Annotated in this window: 10 protein-coding genes; 6 read left to right on the top strand and 4 right to left on the bottom strand. The window is 70.2% G+C overall.

The features are described 5' to 3' along the window. The first annotated feature begins 31 nt into the window (after nucleotides 1–31). Complete coding sequence (locus tag ACGFH6_RS21400; protein ID WP_393386342.1) at nucleotides 32–1,054, top strand: GTP pyrophosphokinase family protein; 1,023 nt, start codon at nucleotides 32–34, stop codon at nucleotides 1,052–1,054. Here the strand turns inward: ACGFH6_RS21400 and ACGFH6_RS21395 are convergent. After that, nucleotides 1,041–2,462: an MFS transporter gene (locus ACGFH6_RS21395; protein WP_393386340.1), complete on the bottom strand. Its 1,422-nt coding sequence runs from the start codon at nucleotides 2,460–2,462 to the stop codon at nucleotides 1,041–1,043. The two genes, ACGFH6_RS21400 and ACGFH6_RS21395, sit on opposite strands and share 14 nt — an antisense overlap. A gap of 189 nt (nucleotides 2,463–2,651) precedes the next feature. Here ACGFH6_RS21395 and ACGFH6_RS21390 point away from each other — a divergent pair, with 189 nt between their 5' ends. The 3 genes from ACGFH6_RS21390 (at nucleotide 2,652) to ACGFH6_RS21380 (ending at nucleotide 8,047) form a co-directional block, all read left to right on the top strand. Continuing rightward, nucleotides 2,652–4,418, top strand: coding sequence for an ABC transporter ATP-binding protein (locus ACGFH6_RS21390; protein ID WP_393386338.1), 1,767 nt, complete (start codon nucleotides 2,652–2,654; stop codon nucleotides 4,416–4,418). Continuing rightward, complete coding sequence (locus ACGFH6_RS21385; RefSeq protein ID WP_393386336.1) at nucleotides 4,415–6,193, top strand: ABC transporter ATP-binding protein; 1,779 nt, start codon at nucleotides 4,415–4,417, stop codon at nucleotides 6,191–6,193. The genes ACGFH6_RS21390 and ACGFH6_RS21385 overlap by 4 nt, the downstream gene beginning before the upstream one ends. A gap of 63 nt (nucleotides 6,194–6,256) precedes the next feature. After that, nucleotides 6,257–8,047, top strand: coding sequence for an alpha/beta fold hydrolase (locus ACGFH6_RS21380; RefSeq protein ID WP_393386333.1), 1,791 nt, complete (start codon nucleotides 6,257–6,259; stop codon nucleotides 8,045–8,047). On the opposite strand, the gene ACGFH6_RS21375 is transcribed toward ACGFH6_RS21380, so the two are convergent. The 3 genes from ACGFH6_RS21375 to ACGFH6_RS21365 all read right to left on the bottom strand — a co-directional run bounded on the left by ACGFH6_RS21375 (nucleotide 8,040) and on the right by ACGFH6_RS21365 (nucleotide 12,801). Beyond that, nucleotides 8,040–8,948, bottom strand: a complete 909-nt coding sequence (locus tag ACGFH6_RS21375) for an LD-carboxypeptidase (RefSeq protein ID WP_393386331.1) — start codon at nucleotides 8,946–8,948, stop codon at nucleotides 8,040–8,042. The genes ACGFH6_RS21380 and ACGFH6_RS21375 overlap by 8 nt on opposite strands. A 9-nt stretch (nucleotides 8,949–8,957) precedes the next feature. After that, complete coding sequence (locus tag ACGFH6_RS21370; protein ID WP_393386328.1) at nucleotides 8,958–12,329, bottom strand: phosphodiester glycosidase family protein; 3,372 nt, start codon at nucleotides 12,327–12,329, stop codon at nucleotides 8,958–8,960. Between the two features lie 148 nt (nucleotides 12,330–12,477). Further along, the gene (locus ACGFH6_RS21365) at nucleotides 12,478–12,801 is read right to left on the bottom strand and encodes a rhodanese-like domain-containing protein (RefSeq protein WP_131362392.1); all 324 of its coding nucleotides are present in this window, start codon (nucleotides 12,799–12,801) and stop codon (nucleotides 12,478–12,480) included. A 118-nt stretch (nucleotides 12,802–12,919) separates the two neighbouring features. Here ACGFH6_RS21365 and ACGFH6_RS21360 point away from each other — a divergent pair, with 118 nt between their 5' ends. Together ACGFH6_RS21360 and ACGFH6_RS21355 are read left to right on the top strand one after the other, a co-directional pair. Continuing rightward, complete coding sequence (locus ACGFH6_RS21360; RefSeq protein ID WP_393386325.1) at nucleotides 12,920–13,729, top strand: hypothetical protein; 810 nt, start codon at nucleotides 12,920–12,922, stop codon at nucleotides 13,727–13,729. A 70-nt stretch (nucleotides 13,730–13,799) separates the two neighbouring features. After that, nucleotides 13,800–14,090 carry a hypothetical protein gene (locus ACGFH6_RS21355; protein ID WP_393386322.1) on the top strand — a complete coding sequence of 97 codons (291 nt, stop codon included), beginning with the start codon at nucleotides 13,800–13,802 and terminating at the stop codon, nucleotides 14,088–14,090. Nucleotides 14,091–14,116: the final 26 nt, after the last annotated feature.

Raw genomic sequence — 14,116 nt, 5'->3', positions numbered from 1 at the left:
ACCAGGCCTGTGGGAGCACTATCGTCCTGTCATGGTTGGGCGGGTGGAGTGGGCTCGGCAGGCAGGCGCCCTGTACGAGCGGATGCATCAGCAGTACGTCGGCGGTGCGCGCAAGCTCGAGGCGCTCATCGACGAGCTGATCGGTGATGAGGAGGGCATCAACTACCTCAGCGCGACCGCCCGGGCGAAGGACCCGGAGTCGTTCCTGGACAAGGCGTCGAAACCGCGTCCGGACGACCCGGCCCGGCCGAAGTACGACGACCCGCTGAACCAGATCACCGACCTGGTCGCGGCTCGGGTGATCACGTTCCTGGCCGAGGCGGTGGACCGGGTCTGCGAGGTGATCGAGGCCGAGTTCGAGATCGTCGAGCACACCGACATGGGTGCGCACACCCGGGCGCAGGGTGTGTTCGGGTATGCCAGCAAGCACTACCTGGTCCGGCTGAACGCGACTCGCCGCGAGCTGCCGGAGTACGCCGTACTGAAGAACCTGGTGATGGAGATCCAGGTCCGGACCGCGGTCCAGCACGCGTGGGCGGAGTTCGAGCACGACATCCGGTACAAGCTGGACATCCCGCCGGACCGCAAGCCGGAGTTCGACCGGCGGTTCCTGCTGGCGGCGGCGTTGATGGAGCTGGTGGACAACGAGTTCACGGAGATCGACCGGCTGTACCGCGAGCTCGCGGCGGCCGAACCGGACAAGACCCCGCGCGACCTGACCACGGCGACGCTGACGACGTACCTGACCCGCCGCTACCCGGACGCGCCGCACGCCAAGACGAACCACTACACGTGGATCCTCGGCATCCTGGCCCGGCTCGGCGTCACCACCGAGGAACAGCTCACCGAACTCCTGACCGGCATCGACAGTTCCGCGGTCCAGGCCGCGATGACCCACCGCTTCCCGGCCGGCACGGTCCGCCGCCTCGACGACGACCTGCTGGCCGCGAAGGGTACGGCGTACGTCGACCTGTTCCCGGACGAGGAACGCCGCCAGAAGATCCTCCGCGGCCGCCTCAAGGCACTGACCCGCGCAGGGATCACCGGGTCCTGACCAGGTCGTCCGCGACGGCCTCGGCGGTACGGCGGGCCCAGGCGCCGGTGGTGATGAGGCCGAGCACGAGGACGAGTACGCCGCAGCCGGCGATGACGAACCAGCACAGCTTGGCCGCGTCGACGAAGCCGGTCTCCAGCGTGCCCACCAGACGGGCGGTGAGAATCGTCCCCGCGATCGCCACCCCCAGGGAGGCGCCGACCTGGCGGCTGGTCGACGCGATCGCCGCGGCGACGCCGGCTTGGGAGCGCGGCATCCCGGACACAGCCGCGTTGGTGATCGGCGCGTTCAGCATCCCGAAGCCCAGACCGAAGATCAGATAGCCGACCAGCAGCATCGCCGTCGACGTGGTCAGACTCAACCGCGACAGCACCAGCCCGGAAACAGTAAGCATGCTCCCGGCAACGACCAGCGGCAGTCGCGGACCGCGGTGTCCGACGAGCCACCCGGACAGTGGCGCGAACACCACGGTCATCGCCGCCATCGGAAGCGTCAGCAACCCGGCATGCAGCGCCGAGAACCCACGCACCGACTGCAGATAGAGCGAGTTCAGGAACAGGAATCCGGACAGCGCCGAGAATCCCGCGACCGCGATCAGCGTCGCACCCGAGAACGGCGCACTCCGGAAGAACCGCGGCTCCAGCAACGGTTGCTCGCGTCGCCGCTCGTACAGCACCAAAGACACCAAGGACGCGACCGTCACCACGAAGCACCCGATGATCAGCGGCGAGGTCCACCCGGCCGACCGGCCCTCGATGATCCCGTACGTCAGGCCGCCGAGCAGCAGCACCACCAGGATCTGCCCGACCGGATCCATCCGCCGCGGCACCGCGGCCCGCGACTCCGGCACGAACCGCGCCGTCATCAGTACGGCGGCCAGCGCCACCGGCACGTTGATCCAGAAGATCAGCCGCCAGCCGGCCGCGTCGACAAGTGCTCCGCCGACCACCGGCCCGACCGCCATGCTGAGCCCGACCACGCCACCCCAGACCCCGATCGCCTGGGCGCGCTCGCGTGGGTCGGTGAAGGTGTTGGTGATGATCGACATCGCCACCGGGTTGAGCATCGAGCCACCGATCGCCTGCAGCATCCGGAACACGATCAGCAGGTCGATGGTCGGCGCGACTCCGCACAGCAGCGACCCGAGCCCGAACACCACCAGCCCGGCCTGGAACGTCCGTCGCCGGCCGACCCGGTCCGCGGTCGAGCCGGAGACCATCAGCAGGCTGGCCAGCACCAGTGTGTACGCGTCGATGGTCCATTGCAGCTTGGGCACCGAGGCGCCCAGCTCGGACCGGATGGCCGGCAGGGCCAGGTTCACGATGGTGGAGTCCAGGCCGACGATGAAGAGGCTGGAGCAGCAGATACCGAGGATCAGCAACCGCCGCCTCCGCGTCAGTTCCTCCACCCGGCTCCCTCCGACACCATCTACTTGAAGACTGTACAACCGCCGTCCGGGCGCGATTTCCGTGGCCCGGCCACCCCCGGGACCGGCCGGGACGAAAACGGTTGGCGGACTGTCGGCGGCCCCGCCTAGGCTGGATCCATTCGCCTGGTCAGGTGCCCTCCATCCTTCTATGCCTCTTTGTGAGACGTCATGTCCCTGCGCCTCATTCCGTTCGCCGACCCGGGTGTGCCGGACACCCGGTCCGGTCTCCGACTCATCCTCTGGCTGGAGCACCAGCAGCTGCGCGGGCAAGCCCTCGCCGTGTTCTGGGGGCTGCTCTATTTCGGCGGTATCGCCGCCGCTCCGGTCGCCGTCGGTCTCGCCGTCCAGGCGGTGATCGACCTGTCCTGGCCCAAGCTGATCCTGGCCGGGGTGCTGCTGCTCGTGTTCGGCGCGGCCAAGGCCGGCGCCGACTCGTTCTTCCACCGCGCCGTGGTGACCAACTGGATCAGTACGGCGGCACGTCTGCAGCAACTGCTGTTCCGCAAGGCCGCGGAGCTGGGTTCGCTGCTCACCCGACGGATCGCTGCCGGTGAGGTGGTCGCGGTGAGCAGCGGCGACGTCGAGAAGATCGGCTGGTTCGTCGAGGTGCTCGGCCGGTTCGCGGCCGCACTGCTGACGTGCTTCGCCGTGGTCATCGGGCTGCTGTTCTACGAGCCGCAGCTCGGCCTGGTCGTCGCCATCGCCGTACCCGTGCTGGCGTTCTCGATCGTCCCGCTGATGGGGCCGGCCGAGCGTCGTGCGGACGTGCAGCGCGCCAAGGGTGGCCGCGCGACCGAGCTGGCCGCGGACACCGTGGCCGGTCTGCGCGTACTGCGTGGCATCGGTGGCGAGCAGCTGTTCCTGGATCGCTACCGCGCCGCCTCGCAGGACTACCGCGCCAGCGCGGTCCGCAGTGCGCGGATGTGGTCGCTGATCGCGGCTCTCCAGGTGCTGCTGTTCGGACTGTTCCTGGTGGTGGTCGTCTGGATGGGCGTCCGGCTGGTGACGTCCGGCCGCATCACGGTCGGCGAGCTCGTCACGACGTACGGGTTCATCACGTTCATGCTGGTGCCGCTGCACACGTTCGAGGAGACGGCGAGTGCCTTCATCTTCTCGAAGGTGTCGGCCCGCCGGGCCGCGCGCGTGCTGGCGCTGCAGCGAACCGACGAGACCATGGGCACCGCCGAGGCCCAGCTGCCCGAGGGTGACCTGCTGGACCCGGTCACCGGTCTGCACGTGCCGGCCGGGAGCTTCACCGCGGTCGTCTGCGGTGACCCGGACGCGGGTGGCCGGCTGGCCGATCGTCTGGGCGGTCACAGCCCGGGCGCCGAGGACAACCAGGCGTCCGTGCTGCTGGACGGCGTACCGCTGGACGACATCCCGTTGGAGTCCGCGCGGACCGTCGTACTCGTGCAGGACAAGGACCCGGTGCTGCTGTCCGGGACGGTGCGTGAGCTGTTCGACGTACCGGCGAGTGGAGAAGTCTCTCCGGAGACGGCACTCGACGCGGCGCAGTGCGAGGACATTCTCGACGTACTGCGGCAGACGCTGCCGGCTGGTGTCTCGGACCCGATGCAGGCCGTGCTGACCGAGCGCGGACGGTCCCTGTCCGGTGGGCAGCGGCAGCGAGTGGCATTGGCCCGTTCGCTGTACGTCGACCCGCAGGTGCTGGTGCTGGACGAGCCGACCAGTGCGGTGGACGCGCACACCGAGGCGCGGATCGCCGACGGCCTGCGGCTGCTGCGGGGCGGCCGGACCACTGTGGTGTTCAGCTCCAGCCCGCTGATGCTGGACCGCGCAGAGCGCGTGGTGTTCGTACCGGAGGGCCGCGTCGAGGCGGTCGGGACGCACCACGAGCTGGTGCACACCAACCCGCGCTACCGCGCGGTGGTCACCCGTGAGGACGAGCCAACGTTCGAAGAGGAGTCGGCGTGAAGCGCCCCGAGTACGACCCGGCGGCGCCGCAGGAAGCGGCGCGGCTGCCGGTGGCAGGCAGTGCGACCGTGCGCGCCTATCTGAAGATCCTGTTCCGCCGGCACCGCCGCGCGTTCGCCTGGCTGACGCTGGTGAACACAGTGGCGGCGCTGAGCGGGATGGTCGGGCCCTGGCTGCTCGGCAACGTGGTGGAGAAGCTGTCGCAGGGCAAGACCGACGTCGACCTGCCGTACGTCGTCGTCGGCTTCGTCTGCGCGCTGCTGGTGCAGACAGTGTTCGTCCGGCTGACCCGGTTGCGTGGAGCGGTGCTCGGCGAGGAGATGCTCGCCGACCTGCGCGAGGACTTCCTGGTCCGCGCGGTCGGACTGCCGCCGGGTGTCCTGGAGCGGGCCGGGACCGGTGACCTGCTGTCCCGGATCACCACGGACATCGACCGGCTCTCGCACGCGATGCGGGACGCCGTACCGCAGCTGACCATCGCGGTGATCTGGGCGGGGCTGCTGATCGGCGCGCTGATCATCACCGCGCCGCCGCTGGCCGTCGCCGTGGTGATCGCGATGCCGATCCTGATCATCGGTGCCCGCTGGTACTTCCGCCGGGCGCCGTCGGCGTACCGGTCGGAGGCCGCTGGGTACGCCGCGGTGGCCTCGGGCCTGGCCGAGACCGTCGACGCCGGCCGGACCGTGGAGTCGCACCGGCTCGGCGACCGCCGGATCAACCTGGGTGACACCCGGATCGGTCAGTGGGTCGCCTGGGAGCGGTACACGCTGTACCTGCGGATGATTCTGTTCCCAGTGATCAACATGACCCACACGGTCGCGCTGGCCGCGGTGCTGGTGATCGGTGGCGGCTTCGCCATCCAGGGCTGGCTCACCGTCGGCGCCCTCACCACGGGTGCGCTGTACATCCAGATGCTGGTCGAGCCGGTCAACATGATGATCCGCTGGTACGACGAGCTCCAGGTGGCGCAGGTGTCGGTGGCCCGGCTGGTCGGGGTCCGTGAGATCGAGGCGGCCGCGACCGACGAGCAGGCCGAGCCCGAGGGCCGGCGGGTGCTCGCCGACGAGGTGCGGTTCGGTTATCTGGAGGGCCGCGACGTCCTGCACGGCGTGACGCTGACGGTCGAGCCAGGTGCCCGGGTCGCGCTCGTCGGGCCTTCCGGTGCGGGGAAGTCGACCCTGGGCCGGTTGCTGGCCGGCATCTACTCGCCGCGGCTCGGTGACATCACCTTGGGTGGTGCCGCTCTCGACAAGATGTCTGCCGAGCAGGTCCGGAGCCATGTGGCACTGGTCAACCAGGAGCACCACGTGTTCGTGGGCAGCGTCCGGGACAACCTGCGGCTGGCTCGGCCGGAGGCGTCCGACGCCGACCTCTGGGCGGCGCTGCGCTCCGTCGACGCCGACGGCTGGGTCGCCGGGTTCGACAACGGACTGGACACCGAGGTGGGTTCCGGTGGGATCTCGCTGACGCCGGCGCAGGCGCAGCAGGTCGCACTGGCCCGGCTGGTGCTGGCCGACCCACACACGCTCGTCCTGGACGAGGCGACCTCGTTGATGGACCCGCGGGCCGCGAGGCACCTGGAGCGGTCGCTGGCCGGCGTACTGGAGGGCCGGACCGTGGTGGCGATCGCGCACCGGCTGCACACCGCGCACGACGCGGACGTGATCGCCGTCGTCGAGGACGGCAAGATCGTCGAGCTCGGCGGTCACGACGAGCTGGTCGATGCCCAGGGCCCCTATGCGGCGCTCTGGCACTCCTGGCACGGCGATCGCTGAGGCCAGGCTCGGGGGCAGGCCGTCGGGCCTGCCCCCGGACCTGTCGCGTGTGAGGATGAACCTGTGCTGACAACGCTGTTCTCACTTCCGTCCACGACCGCTCTCGACGTGAACGACGAGGGCGCACTGCTCGTCCTGTACGACGGCAGCGGCACCCGGCAGGTGCACCACGTGGCACCGGACGGGACCTGGCGGGCGTTGACCGCGCTGGACGACACCGTCCGCGGCGCACGGTTCGTCCCGGAGAGCAGTCAGGTCGTCGTCGAGCACGACGACGGTGGCAGTGAGCTCGGTCAGCTCTCACTGCTCGACCTCGACGAGCCCGGTCTCCCCACCTTGACCCCGCTCGTCCACGACCCGGAGTACGTCCACCACCTGGTCGACGCCAAGCCCGGCCGCGTCCTGTTCACCACGAACCGGCGCAACGGCACGGACTTCGACCTGGTCGCCCGCGACCTGGGCAGCGGCAGGGACACGGCCCTGTACGACGGCGGCGGCTGGGTGATGGGCGTGACCCCGTCCCCGGACGACAAGTGGGTGGTGCTGTCCCTGGCCAGCGCCCCGGCGAACTCCATCCAGCTCCTCCTGGTCGACTCCGGGACCCGGTCCGTCTCCGAGCTCACGCCGTACGACGCACACAACGACCAGGCGGCGGTGTCCTGGCTGCCGGACTCGACCGGGTTCCTGGTGTCGACGAACGCTGACCGGGACCGGATGGCCGTACGGCGGTACGACCTCGGCGACCGGGCGTGGAACGACGTACTCGTGGACGACTCCCGCGATCTGGCCGGCTGGGCCTCTCCCAATGGCGAGGACCTGCTGGTCGGCGTGCTGCACGACGGTGAGGTGGCGCTGGCCCTGCATCGGCTCGACGACGGCTCCGAGGTCGCTCCAGTCGGTCTGCCCGCCGGCGGTTGCGCCGGGCTGCTGATGCTGACGCCTGATCCGCACTGGTCGCCGGACGGCTCGTTCGCGGCGATCACGTACAGCTCGCCGGTCTGCCCGCCGACCGTGTTCCGCTACGTCCCGGCCTCCGGGGAGCTGCTGGAGGTGCGGCCGCCGGAGATGCCGGAGCCGCCGGCGCAGCTCACGCACCCGGAGAGCCTGCTGGTTCCGTCGTTCGACGGTGAGCAGGTGCCGGTGTTCGTGTTCCGGCCGACCGGCCCTGACCTGGGGACCACCATCGTCCACGTGCACGGCGGCCCGGAGGGCGCGGCGATGCGCAACTGGGTTCCGGTCGTCTCCGCCCTCGCCGCCGATGGCCACACGGTCGTCGTACCGAACGTGCGCGGATCGGCGGGATACGGGAAGCGGTGGTACTCGCTGGACGACCGGGAGCTGCGGCCGGACTCGGTGAAGGACCTGGCCGCGATCCACGCGTGGCTGCCGACGATCGGCGCCGACCCGAAGCGGGCAGCGCTGTGGGGTGGTTCGTACGGCGGCTACATGGTGCTGGCCGGGCTCGCGTTCCAGCCGGAGCTGTGGGCCGCCGGTGTGGACATCGTCGGGATCGCCTCGCTGGTCACGTTCCTGGAGAACACCTCGGACTACCGCCGCGCGATGCGCGAGCGCGAGTACGGGTACCTCGCCACCGACCGGGAGTTCCTGGAGTCCGCCAGCCCGTTGAACCGGGTCGACGACATCCGTGCGCCGCTGTTCGTCATCCACGGCGCCAACGACCCGCGGGTACCGCTGTCGGAGACCGAGCAGGTCGGCGATGCGCTGACGAGGCGCGGCGTGCCCTGCCAAGTCCTGGTGTACGACGACGAGGGCCACGGCCTGGCGAAGCTGAAGAACAAGCTCGACGCGTACCCGGAGGCGTTGGCGTTCCTACGCCGGCATCTGGTCAGCTGAACAGCGGCGCGAGTGTCCCGGCCGTAGCGTCCAGTCGCGCCGGCAGTCCGAGGGGTACGGCGAGGTTCAGGTCCTCATGCCCGATCGCGGCGCCCTCGACCATCGGCAGACCGAGCGGCTCAAGCCGATCGCGCATCACCGCATTCACCAGGTCCGCGTCGTCCGCTCCGCTGAAGTCGCCGATCACCACCCCGGTGACGCCCGCGAACCAGCCAGAGCGGAGCAGTTGCGTCAGCAACCGGTCCACCCGGTAGGCGTCCTCGCTCACGTCCTCGAGCACCACGATCCCGGTCGGTGGTGCGTAGGTCGGCGTACCGATGCTTGCCGCGAGCATCGCGAGGTTGCCACCGCGCAGCGGTCCTTCGGCGACGCCGCCGACTACAGTCCTCGCGCCTGCGGGCGCGAGGAGGTCGGTCACCTTCTCGGGCTCGAACAGCAGCTCGCGCAGCCGCTCCCGGCCGTCCGCAGCGCCCAACTGCTCGACAGCGGCGGCCATCGGTCCGTGGATGGTGACCAGGCCGCGGGCGTTCAGCGGTTCGTGCAGCGCGGTGATGTCACTGAATCCGATGAACCATTTCGGCACGGCCACCAGTTCGTCGAAGTCGACGTACTCGAGCATCCGCTGGACGCCGTACCCGCCGCGGGCGCAGAAGACCGCGGCGAAGCCTGAGTCCAGCCAGGCCGTCCGCAGGTCCTCGGCCCGCGCCTTGTCGTCGGCGGCCAGGTAGGTCAGCCGCTCATGCCCGGCCAGCACCGACGGCATCACCTCGACCTCGAGCCCCCAGGCCTTCAGGTACGCCGTACCCACCTCGAGCCGATCCGCCTGCACCCGACCGGACGGCGCCACCACGGCCACCCGGTCTCCAGCCTGCAGTTTCCCGGGCACCCGCAAGTCAGTCACGCCGGAACGCTACCAAGTGACCTCGATCGTGGTGCTCTTGGAGACGCCGTTGACGGTGACGCCCAGCTGGACCGTGCCTGGGCGGATGCCGGTCACCTTGCCGGTGGCGGGGTCGTACGACGCGACGGCCCAGAACGGTGCGGTATCGCCCGGACCGATGTGGAGGAGCGCCGAGCCGAACCAGTCGGACGACACTGGGAACGCGACCGGCACCCGGCGCTCGTCCTGGACCACCGTCGCGGCCGCCGTATTCGTCTCACCTCGGTGCAGCGTCGCAGGCGCAGTGAGCTCGAGCGAGTCCACGTGCGGCCGCAGCTCGACCTGGAACCAGGACCGCTCCGGCGCCGACCACTTCCGCTCGCCGGCCGGCGCAGCCGCGGCCTTCGGGTCGATCCCGACCAGCGCCCAGCCGGTGAACCCACCCGCGTCCGGTGCCGCGGCCGGGCTCTTGCCCGAGTTGCCGGTCAGCGGCAGCAGTACGCCGTCCGTCCGGGTGGCGGCGAACGTCCCGGCATGCGCCGCCATGTACGCCGCTCCCTTGCCGGTCTGCGCGCGGAAGTCGGCCAGCCACTTCACCAGCATCGCGGCTTCCTTGCGGTCGCCGAGCTGCGAGTTGGCCGTCGGCGACGGGTCGTCGATCGGGTGGTGCGCCATCACCACGACGTTCCGGATCGACTTGTTCCGGGCCGCGTCGTCCAGCTGTGCGCGCAGGTCGCGGATCTGATCGAACCCACCGGCCCGCAGCGAACCGAGCGAGGAGTCACGCAGGACGAACCGCGTGCCCTTGTGGTCGAAGGTGCTGGTCGGCGACCCGAACACCTTGGTCCACTCGGACAGGTCACCCGGTCCGTAGCTCTCGTGGTTGCCGGGCACGTAGTGGACCGGCACCTTGCCGGCCACCTCTTCGTCGATGATCTGCTTGGCCAGTGCGATGTCGTTCGGGAAGGCCCGGTCGACGAAGTCACCGTTGATCACCAGGAAGTCCGGGTGCTGCGCGAGTGCCTCGCGGATCGTCCGCCGGGCCTGCTTGACGTAGTCGGAGTTCGGGTCGTCGGAGGTGAACTGCGCGTCCGACATCACCGCGAAGCGCCAGCGATCGCCGCCGGTCACGGTGCCGTCCGTGACGACCATCGGGTCGATCACCTTCGCCGGCGGCGCGACGGTCACCGGGGGAGCACTGCGCACGGTCAGGTCGTCGACGATGATCCGGCCGGAGTACTGCCGGGTCGGCACGGTCTCCACTACGTAGATCCGCCAGAACCGCAGCGGCATGGCCAGACCGGGCGGGATGTCCGCCTCGACGTACTTCCAGCCGGTCCAGTCCACGGTGGCCGCCAGGTTCAGCGTCTGCGCGGTGCCACCGGCGGCGTCGTACGCGTTCGCCCGCAGCCACGCGCCCTTGCCGTCGCCGTAGACCCAGGCGCCGAGCTTCTGCGGCTGACCGGGCAGCGTCTGCTGCGGCGTCTGCGAGAGGTACGCCGCTCGCGTCGCCGTACTGCCGGTCAGCGAGTAGTCGAGCGCGATCGCCTGGCCGCCGTCATGCCCTTCGGCGGCGGACGCCGATGCCGTCGCCGCACCGACCGGTACGGCGTTCGCGGCCCACTTGGTCAGGTCGTCGACCTCGTCCACGACCGTGCTGCTCAGACCGGCGGTGACGCTGAGCTGCGTGGTCAGGTCACCGACCTTGGCCGTGACCACCGTCGAGACGGCCTCGTCGCTGAGCACGTTGACCTCGAACCCATTGCCCTTGGCAACCACCTTGACGACGGCCGGATCGTAGGTCAGCTCGACGTCCCGCGGTTCGATCCAGGTGGAGAACCCGTCGGCGTCGTACCCGTCGACCTCGAAGAACCCCTTGGCGGCCGAGTCCGCCAGCGACACCTGCCGCGTCGACGGTGCCAGGCGGGTCGGCGTACCGAGGACCGTCATGGGGAACCTCCCGTTCGCCGAACCGCGGGCCGCCGTGACCACCACATCGCCGGCACGCCGTCCCGTCACCACACCCTGCTGGTCGACCCGGACATTGCTTCCGGCGAACCAGGACGGCGTACCTGTCGCGGGAGCGTAGGTCTCGTCGTGGCCGATGGCGCTGAGAACGCGGCTGAGGCCGGTGAGGACGCGGGCGCTGCGTGACACATCGGCGTCCGGGCCGTCGGCCGCCGTACCCAGAGCCTCGACCTGGTAACCCTTCAGCCGGCCGGAGCCCTTCACCGGAAGGAGTCCGAGGCCGTTCGGGATCAGGCGCTCGCCGCCGTCGGACGGGTCGTTCACCACGTGCGGGCCGGCCTCCCCGGGCGAGCGGGCCAGCATCGTGGACGAGCCGCCGCCGTCCAGGTTGAGCGCATCGTCGGCACCGAGGCCGATCATCAGCTCGCCCATCTCCTTGAGCGACAGGCCGCGGGAGCCGGTCGCCCGGCCATCGACGGTGAGCAGGAACATCCTGCTGCCGTCCTGGTCGAAACCGACCGCGGTGCGCGGTGCGAGGTCGGCGTCCGGTACGTCAGCGGGGACCACGCCGTCCTTGGCCAACTGGTAGTTGCCGCTGATGCCGACCGCGACGTTCGCCGCGTCCGGGCGCAGGCCGTACTCGACGTCGACCTTGTCGCCGACCTCGAAGGCGGTGAGGGCGTCGGCGCCCGCCTCCCGGCCGATCAGCGCCTGCTCGTTCGCGGCCAGCGGGGTGGTGCCCGGAGTGGCGGCAGAAGAGACGACCACCCCGTCGCGAAGGATCACCTCGCGCACGGTCGGCAGGCCGTCGACGGTCCGGGTCCGGGCCGCGTCACCCCACTCCGGCGTGTAGAGGCCGATGCCGCCGGAGTTGACGGCCGGCGAGTTCAGGTTGGTCAGCTCGAGCTTGGTCGCGTCGTCGTCGGTCGCACTGCCCTGCAGGAAGAGTTGCGCGATCTGGCCAAGGCCGTCCTTGCCGATCACCGCGGTGTCGTTGTGGCCGGCCGCCGGCGCGTTGATCAGCCGGCCGTCGCGCTGTACGCCGACACCGAGCGGTGCGGTCGTGTCGTTGATGTCGAAGAAGTCGCCGTTGACGCCGGCGATCGCACCTCGGCTCGCCAACTGCTGGCTGAGCGGCGTACCGCCGGAGACCTTGCCGGTGTTGACGTAGTCGACCGTCACGCCGTGCTTGTCCAGGTCGGTGGTCAGGATGTCGCCGCGCTGCCAGCCCTTGGGGTCCAGACGCTCGAACGACGTGTAGTTCACGCCGGGCGCGACCGGGCTGTCCTCGCGCGTCGTCAGTACGCCGTCACCGGCGATCCCGGCGTCCGGGATCGGCCCGTCCGCGGTCTGCGCGTGGGCCGGGCTGACGACGACACCGGCCAGCAGGCCACCCACGCCGATGGCTGTGGTCAAGGGACGGAAGAGCGACACGGGAGCCTCCCCAACGTGGACGGACGCGGCCATCCGACGCGGTGCGCTCTACCGCCACATGAGGCACAGGTGTACGCCGGTCAACCGACCGGTGACAAAGTAACGTCTCCAGCGCCTGACCGGAAGGTTTTCTCCTGTACTGATCGGATCAGTTGGTGCTGACCGGCCGCCCCGACACCTGCCACGCGTGCATGCCGCCGTCCAGGTTGATCGCCTCGCGGCCGATCGAGTTCAGGAACTGGGTGGCCATCCCGGACCGTCCGCCGACCGCGCAGACGCAGAGCACCTTCTGGTCCGCCGGCACCTCGCCGACCCGCTGCTGCAGGTCGCCGAGCGGAATGTGCACGGCGCCCTCGATGTGCCCGCGGTCCCACTCGTCGGGCTCGCGTACGTCGAGCACGAACGCCTCCGCCAGCAAGGTGTCGTCGAGTTCGGCCACCACGACCGAGGGGATCTGCTGATTCTGGAACATGCCTCCGATCATCCCAGACGCCGGGTGACGCGATCCGGCCACGGCGGGCCGAGGCGTGGAAATCGCGTTGACACCGGCAGACCCGATTGCGGAACGTAGATCGGAGGAGGCGGCGGCGTTGGCACTGATTCAGGGCATCCCCGGCGAGTTCGGGCCGCAGCCGTGGGGCGAGGCGATCCTGCGGAACGGCGAGCTCCTGCTGCTCCGGATCACCCGCCGTCCCCCCAACCACGAGGTCCGGCTGCCGGGCCTGGCGACCACCCCGCGGCACGTGGTCGAGGACGGTACCGGCAAGGCGCTGACCTGGCGGCACGACGGCGACGACCTCCTCGTCCGCCTGCCCGAGTCCACCGAGCGCGCCGTGGTCCGGGTCTCGCTGGAGGGCAAGCTGCGGATCGTCCCGCCGGACACGGTCACCGCCAACGCGGACGGCGTCTGGGACCTCACGCCGGCCGGTACGACGGCCCACCTCGTCGCCCGCCGCTCCGCGGACGTCGCAGTCCGCGTCTTCGGCGAGGCGACCGGCGAGATCGAACTGGCGAACCAGTCCCTGCCCATCCATCACCTCGGCCGGACCATCGGTCCGTTCCAGGTGCCGGCCGGCCTCGTCGTCCCGCTGACCCTTCCGGCCGGCGTACGGCGGGTGCTCGTCGCGCCGGTCGGCACGGTACTGGCGTCGATCCACGCCTGCGGTTCTGCCGGCGAGCTGGTTGTCCGCGTCACGAACTTCGGCCGCACGGTCGCTCAGGGGGAGGTCGAGCTGGCCCTGCCCACGGGGACCTGCCGGTGGACCTTCGAGGAGCTCGAGCCCGGCGGGTCGACGGGCTGGACCGCCGCGATCACCGGACGGCCGGGCGTGTACGTCCTCGAAGCCCGGCTGGACGCCGGGCGTCGCTCGGCCTCGTCGCCGTTCTCGATTCACCTGTGACGTTGAACTCCGGCAATGGTTCCCCTGTACTGAGGCTGATCGATCTTCCGCCCCGATCGAGGGGTCACCCATGCGCAACGCCCTGCCCAGAACCGTCCGGCTTGTGGCCGCCGGAATCCTGCTCACCGGCGGCGTCGTCAGCACAGCCGCCGCAGTCTCTCCCCCATCCACGACAGCAGCCGCGACAACCGCCGTACAGGCTCCTGCGCTGCCGTCGAAGGTTCCGGCCGGCGCGCTCGACGCGACCGGCTACTGGACCGCCGAGAAGCTGAAGAACGCGATCCCGGCCGACCTGCCGAGTGACGCCGCAACCCCAGCAAAACAAGGGCGTCCACGATCAACAACAACTACAAGAACCTGATCATCACCGCCGGCCACTGCGTCCAC

The organism is Kribbella sp. NPDC049227, from assembly GCF_043197265.1.
Taxonomy (GTDB): domain Bacteria; phylum Actinomycetota; class Actinomycetes; order Propionibacteriales; family Kribbellaceae; genus Kribbella.
Note: the sequence above shows the minus strand (reverse complement) of the source record. Positions and strands in the feature narration are given on the sequence as shown.

What these genes read in the sequence shown, in the direction of transcription:
- ACGFH6_RS21355 (WP_393386322.1), top strand. Translation starts at nt 13,800, where the DNA reads ATGCGCAACGCCCTGCCCAGAACCGTCCGGCTTGTGGCCGCCGGAATC.
- ACGFH6_RS21390 (WP_393386338.1), top strand. Translation starts at nt 2,652, where the DNA reads ATGTCCCTGCGCCTCATTCCGTTCGCCGACCCGGGTGTGCCGGACACC.
- ACGFH6_RS21400 (WP_393386342.1), top strand. Translation starts at nt 32, where the DNA reads ATGGTTGGGCGGGTGGAGTGGGCTCGGCAGGCAGGCGCCCTGTACGAG.
- ACGFH6_RS21365 (WP_131362392.1), bottom strand. Translation starts at nt 12,801, where the DNA reads ATGTTCCAGAATCAGCAGATCCCCTCGGTCGTGGTGGCCGAACTCGAC.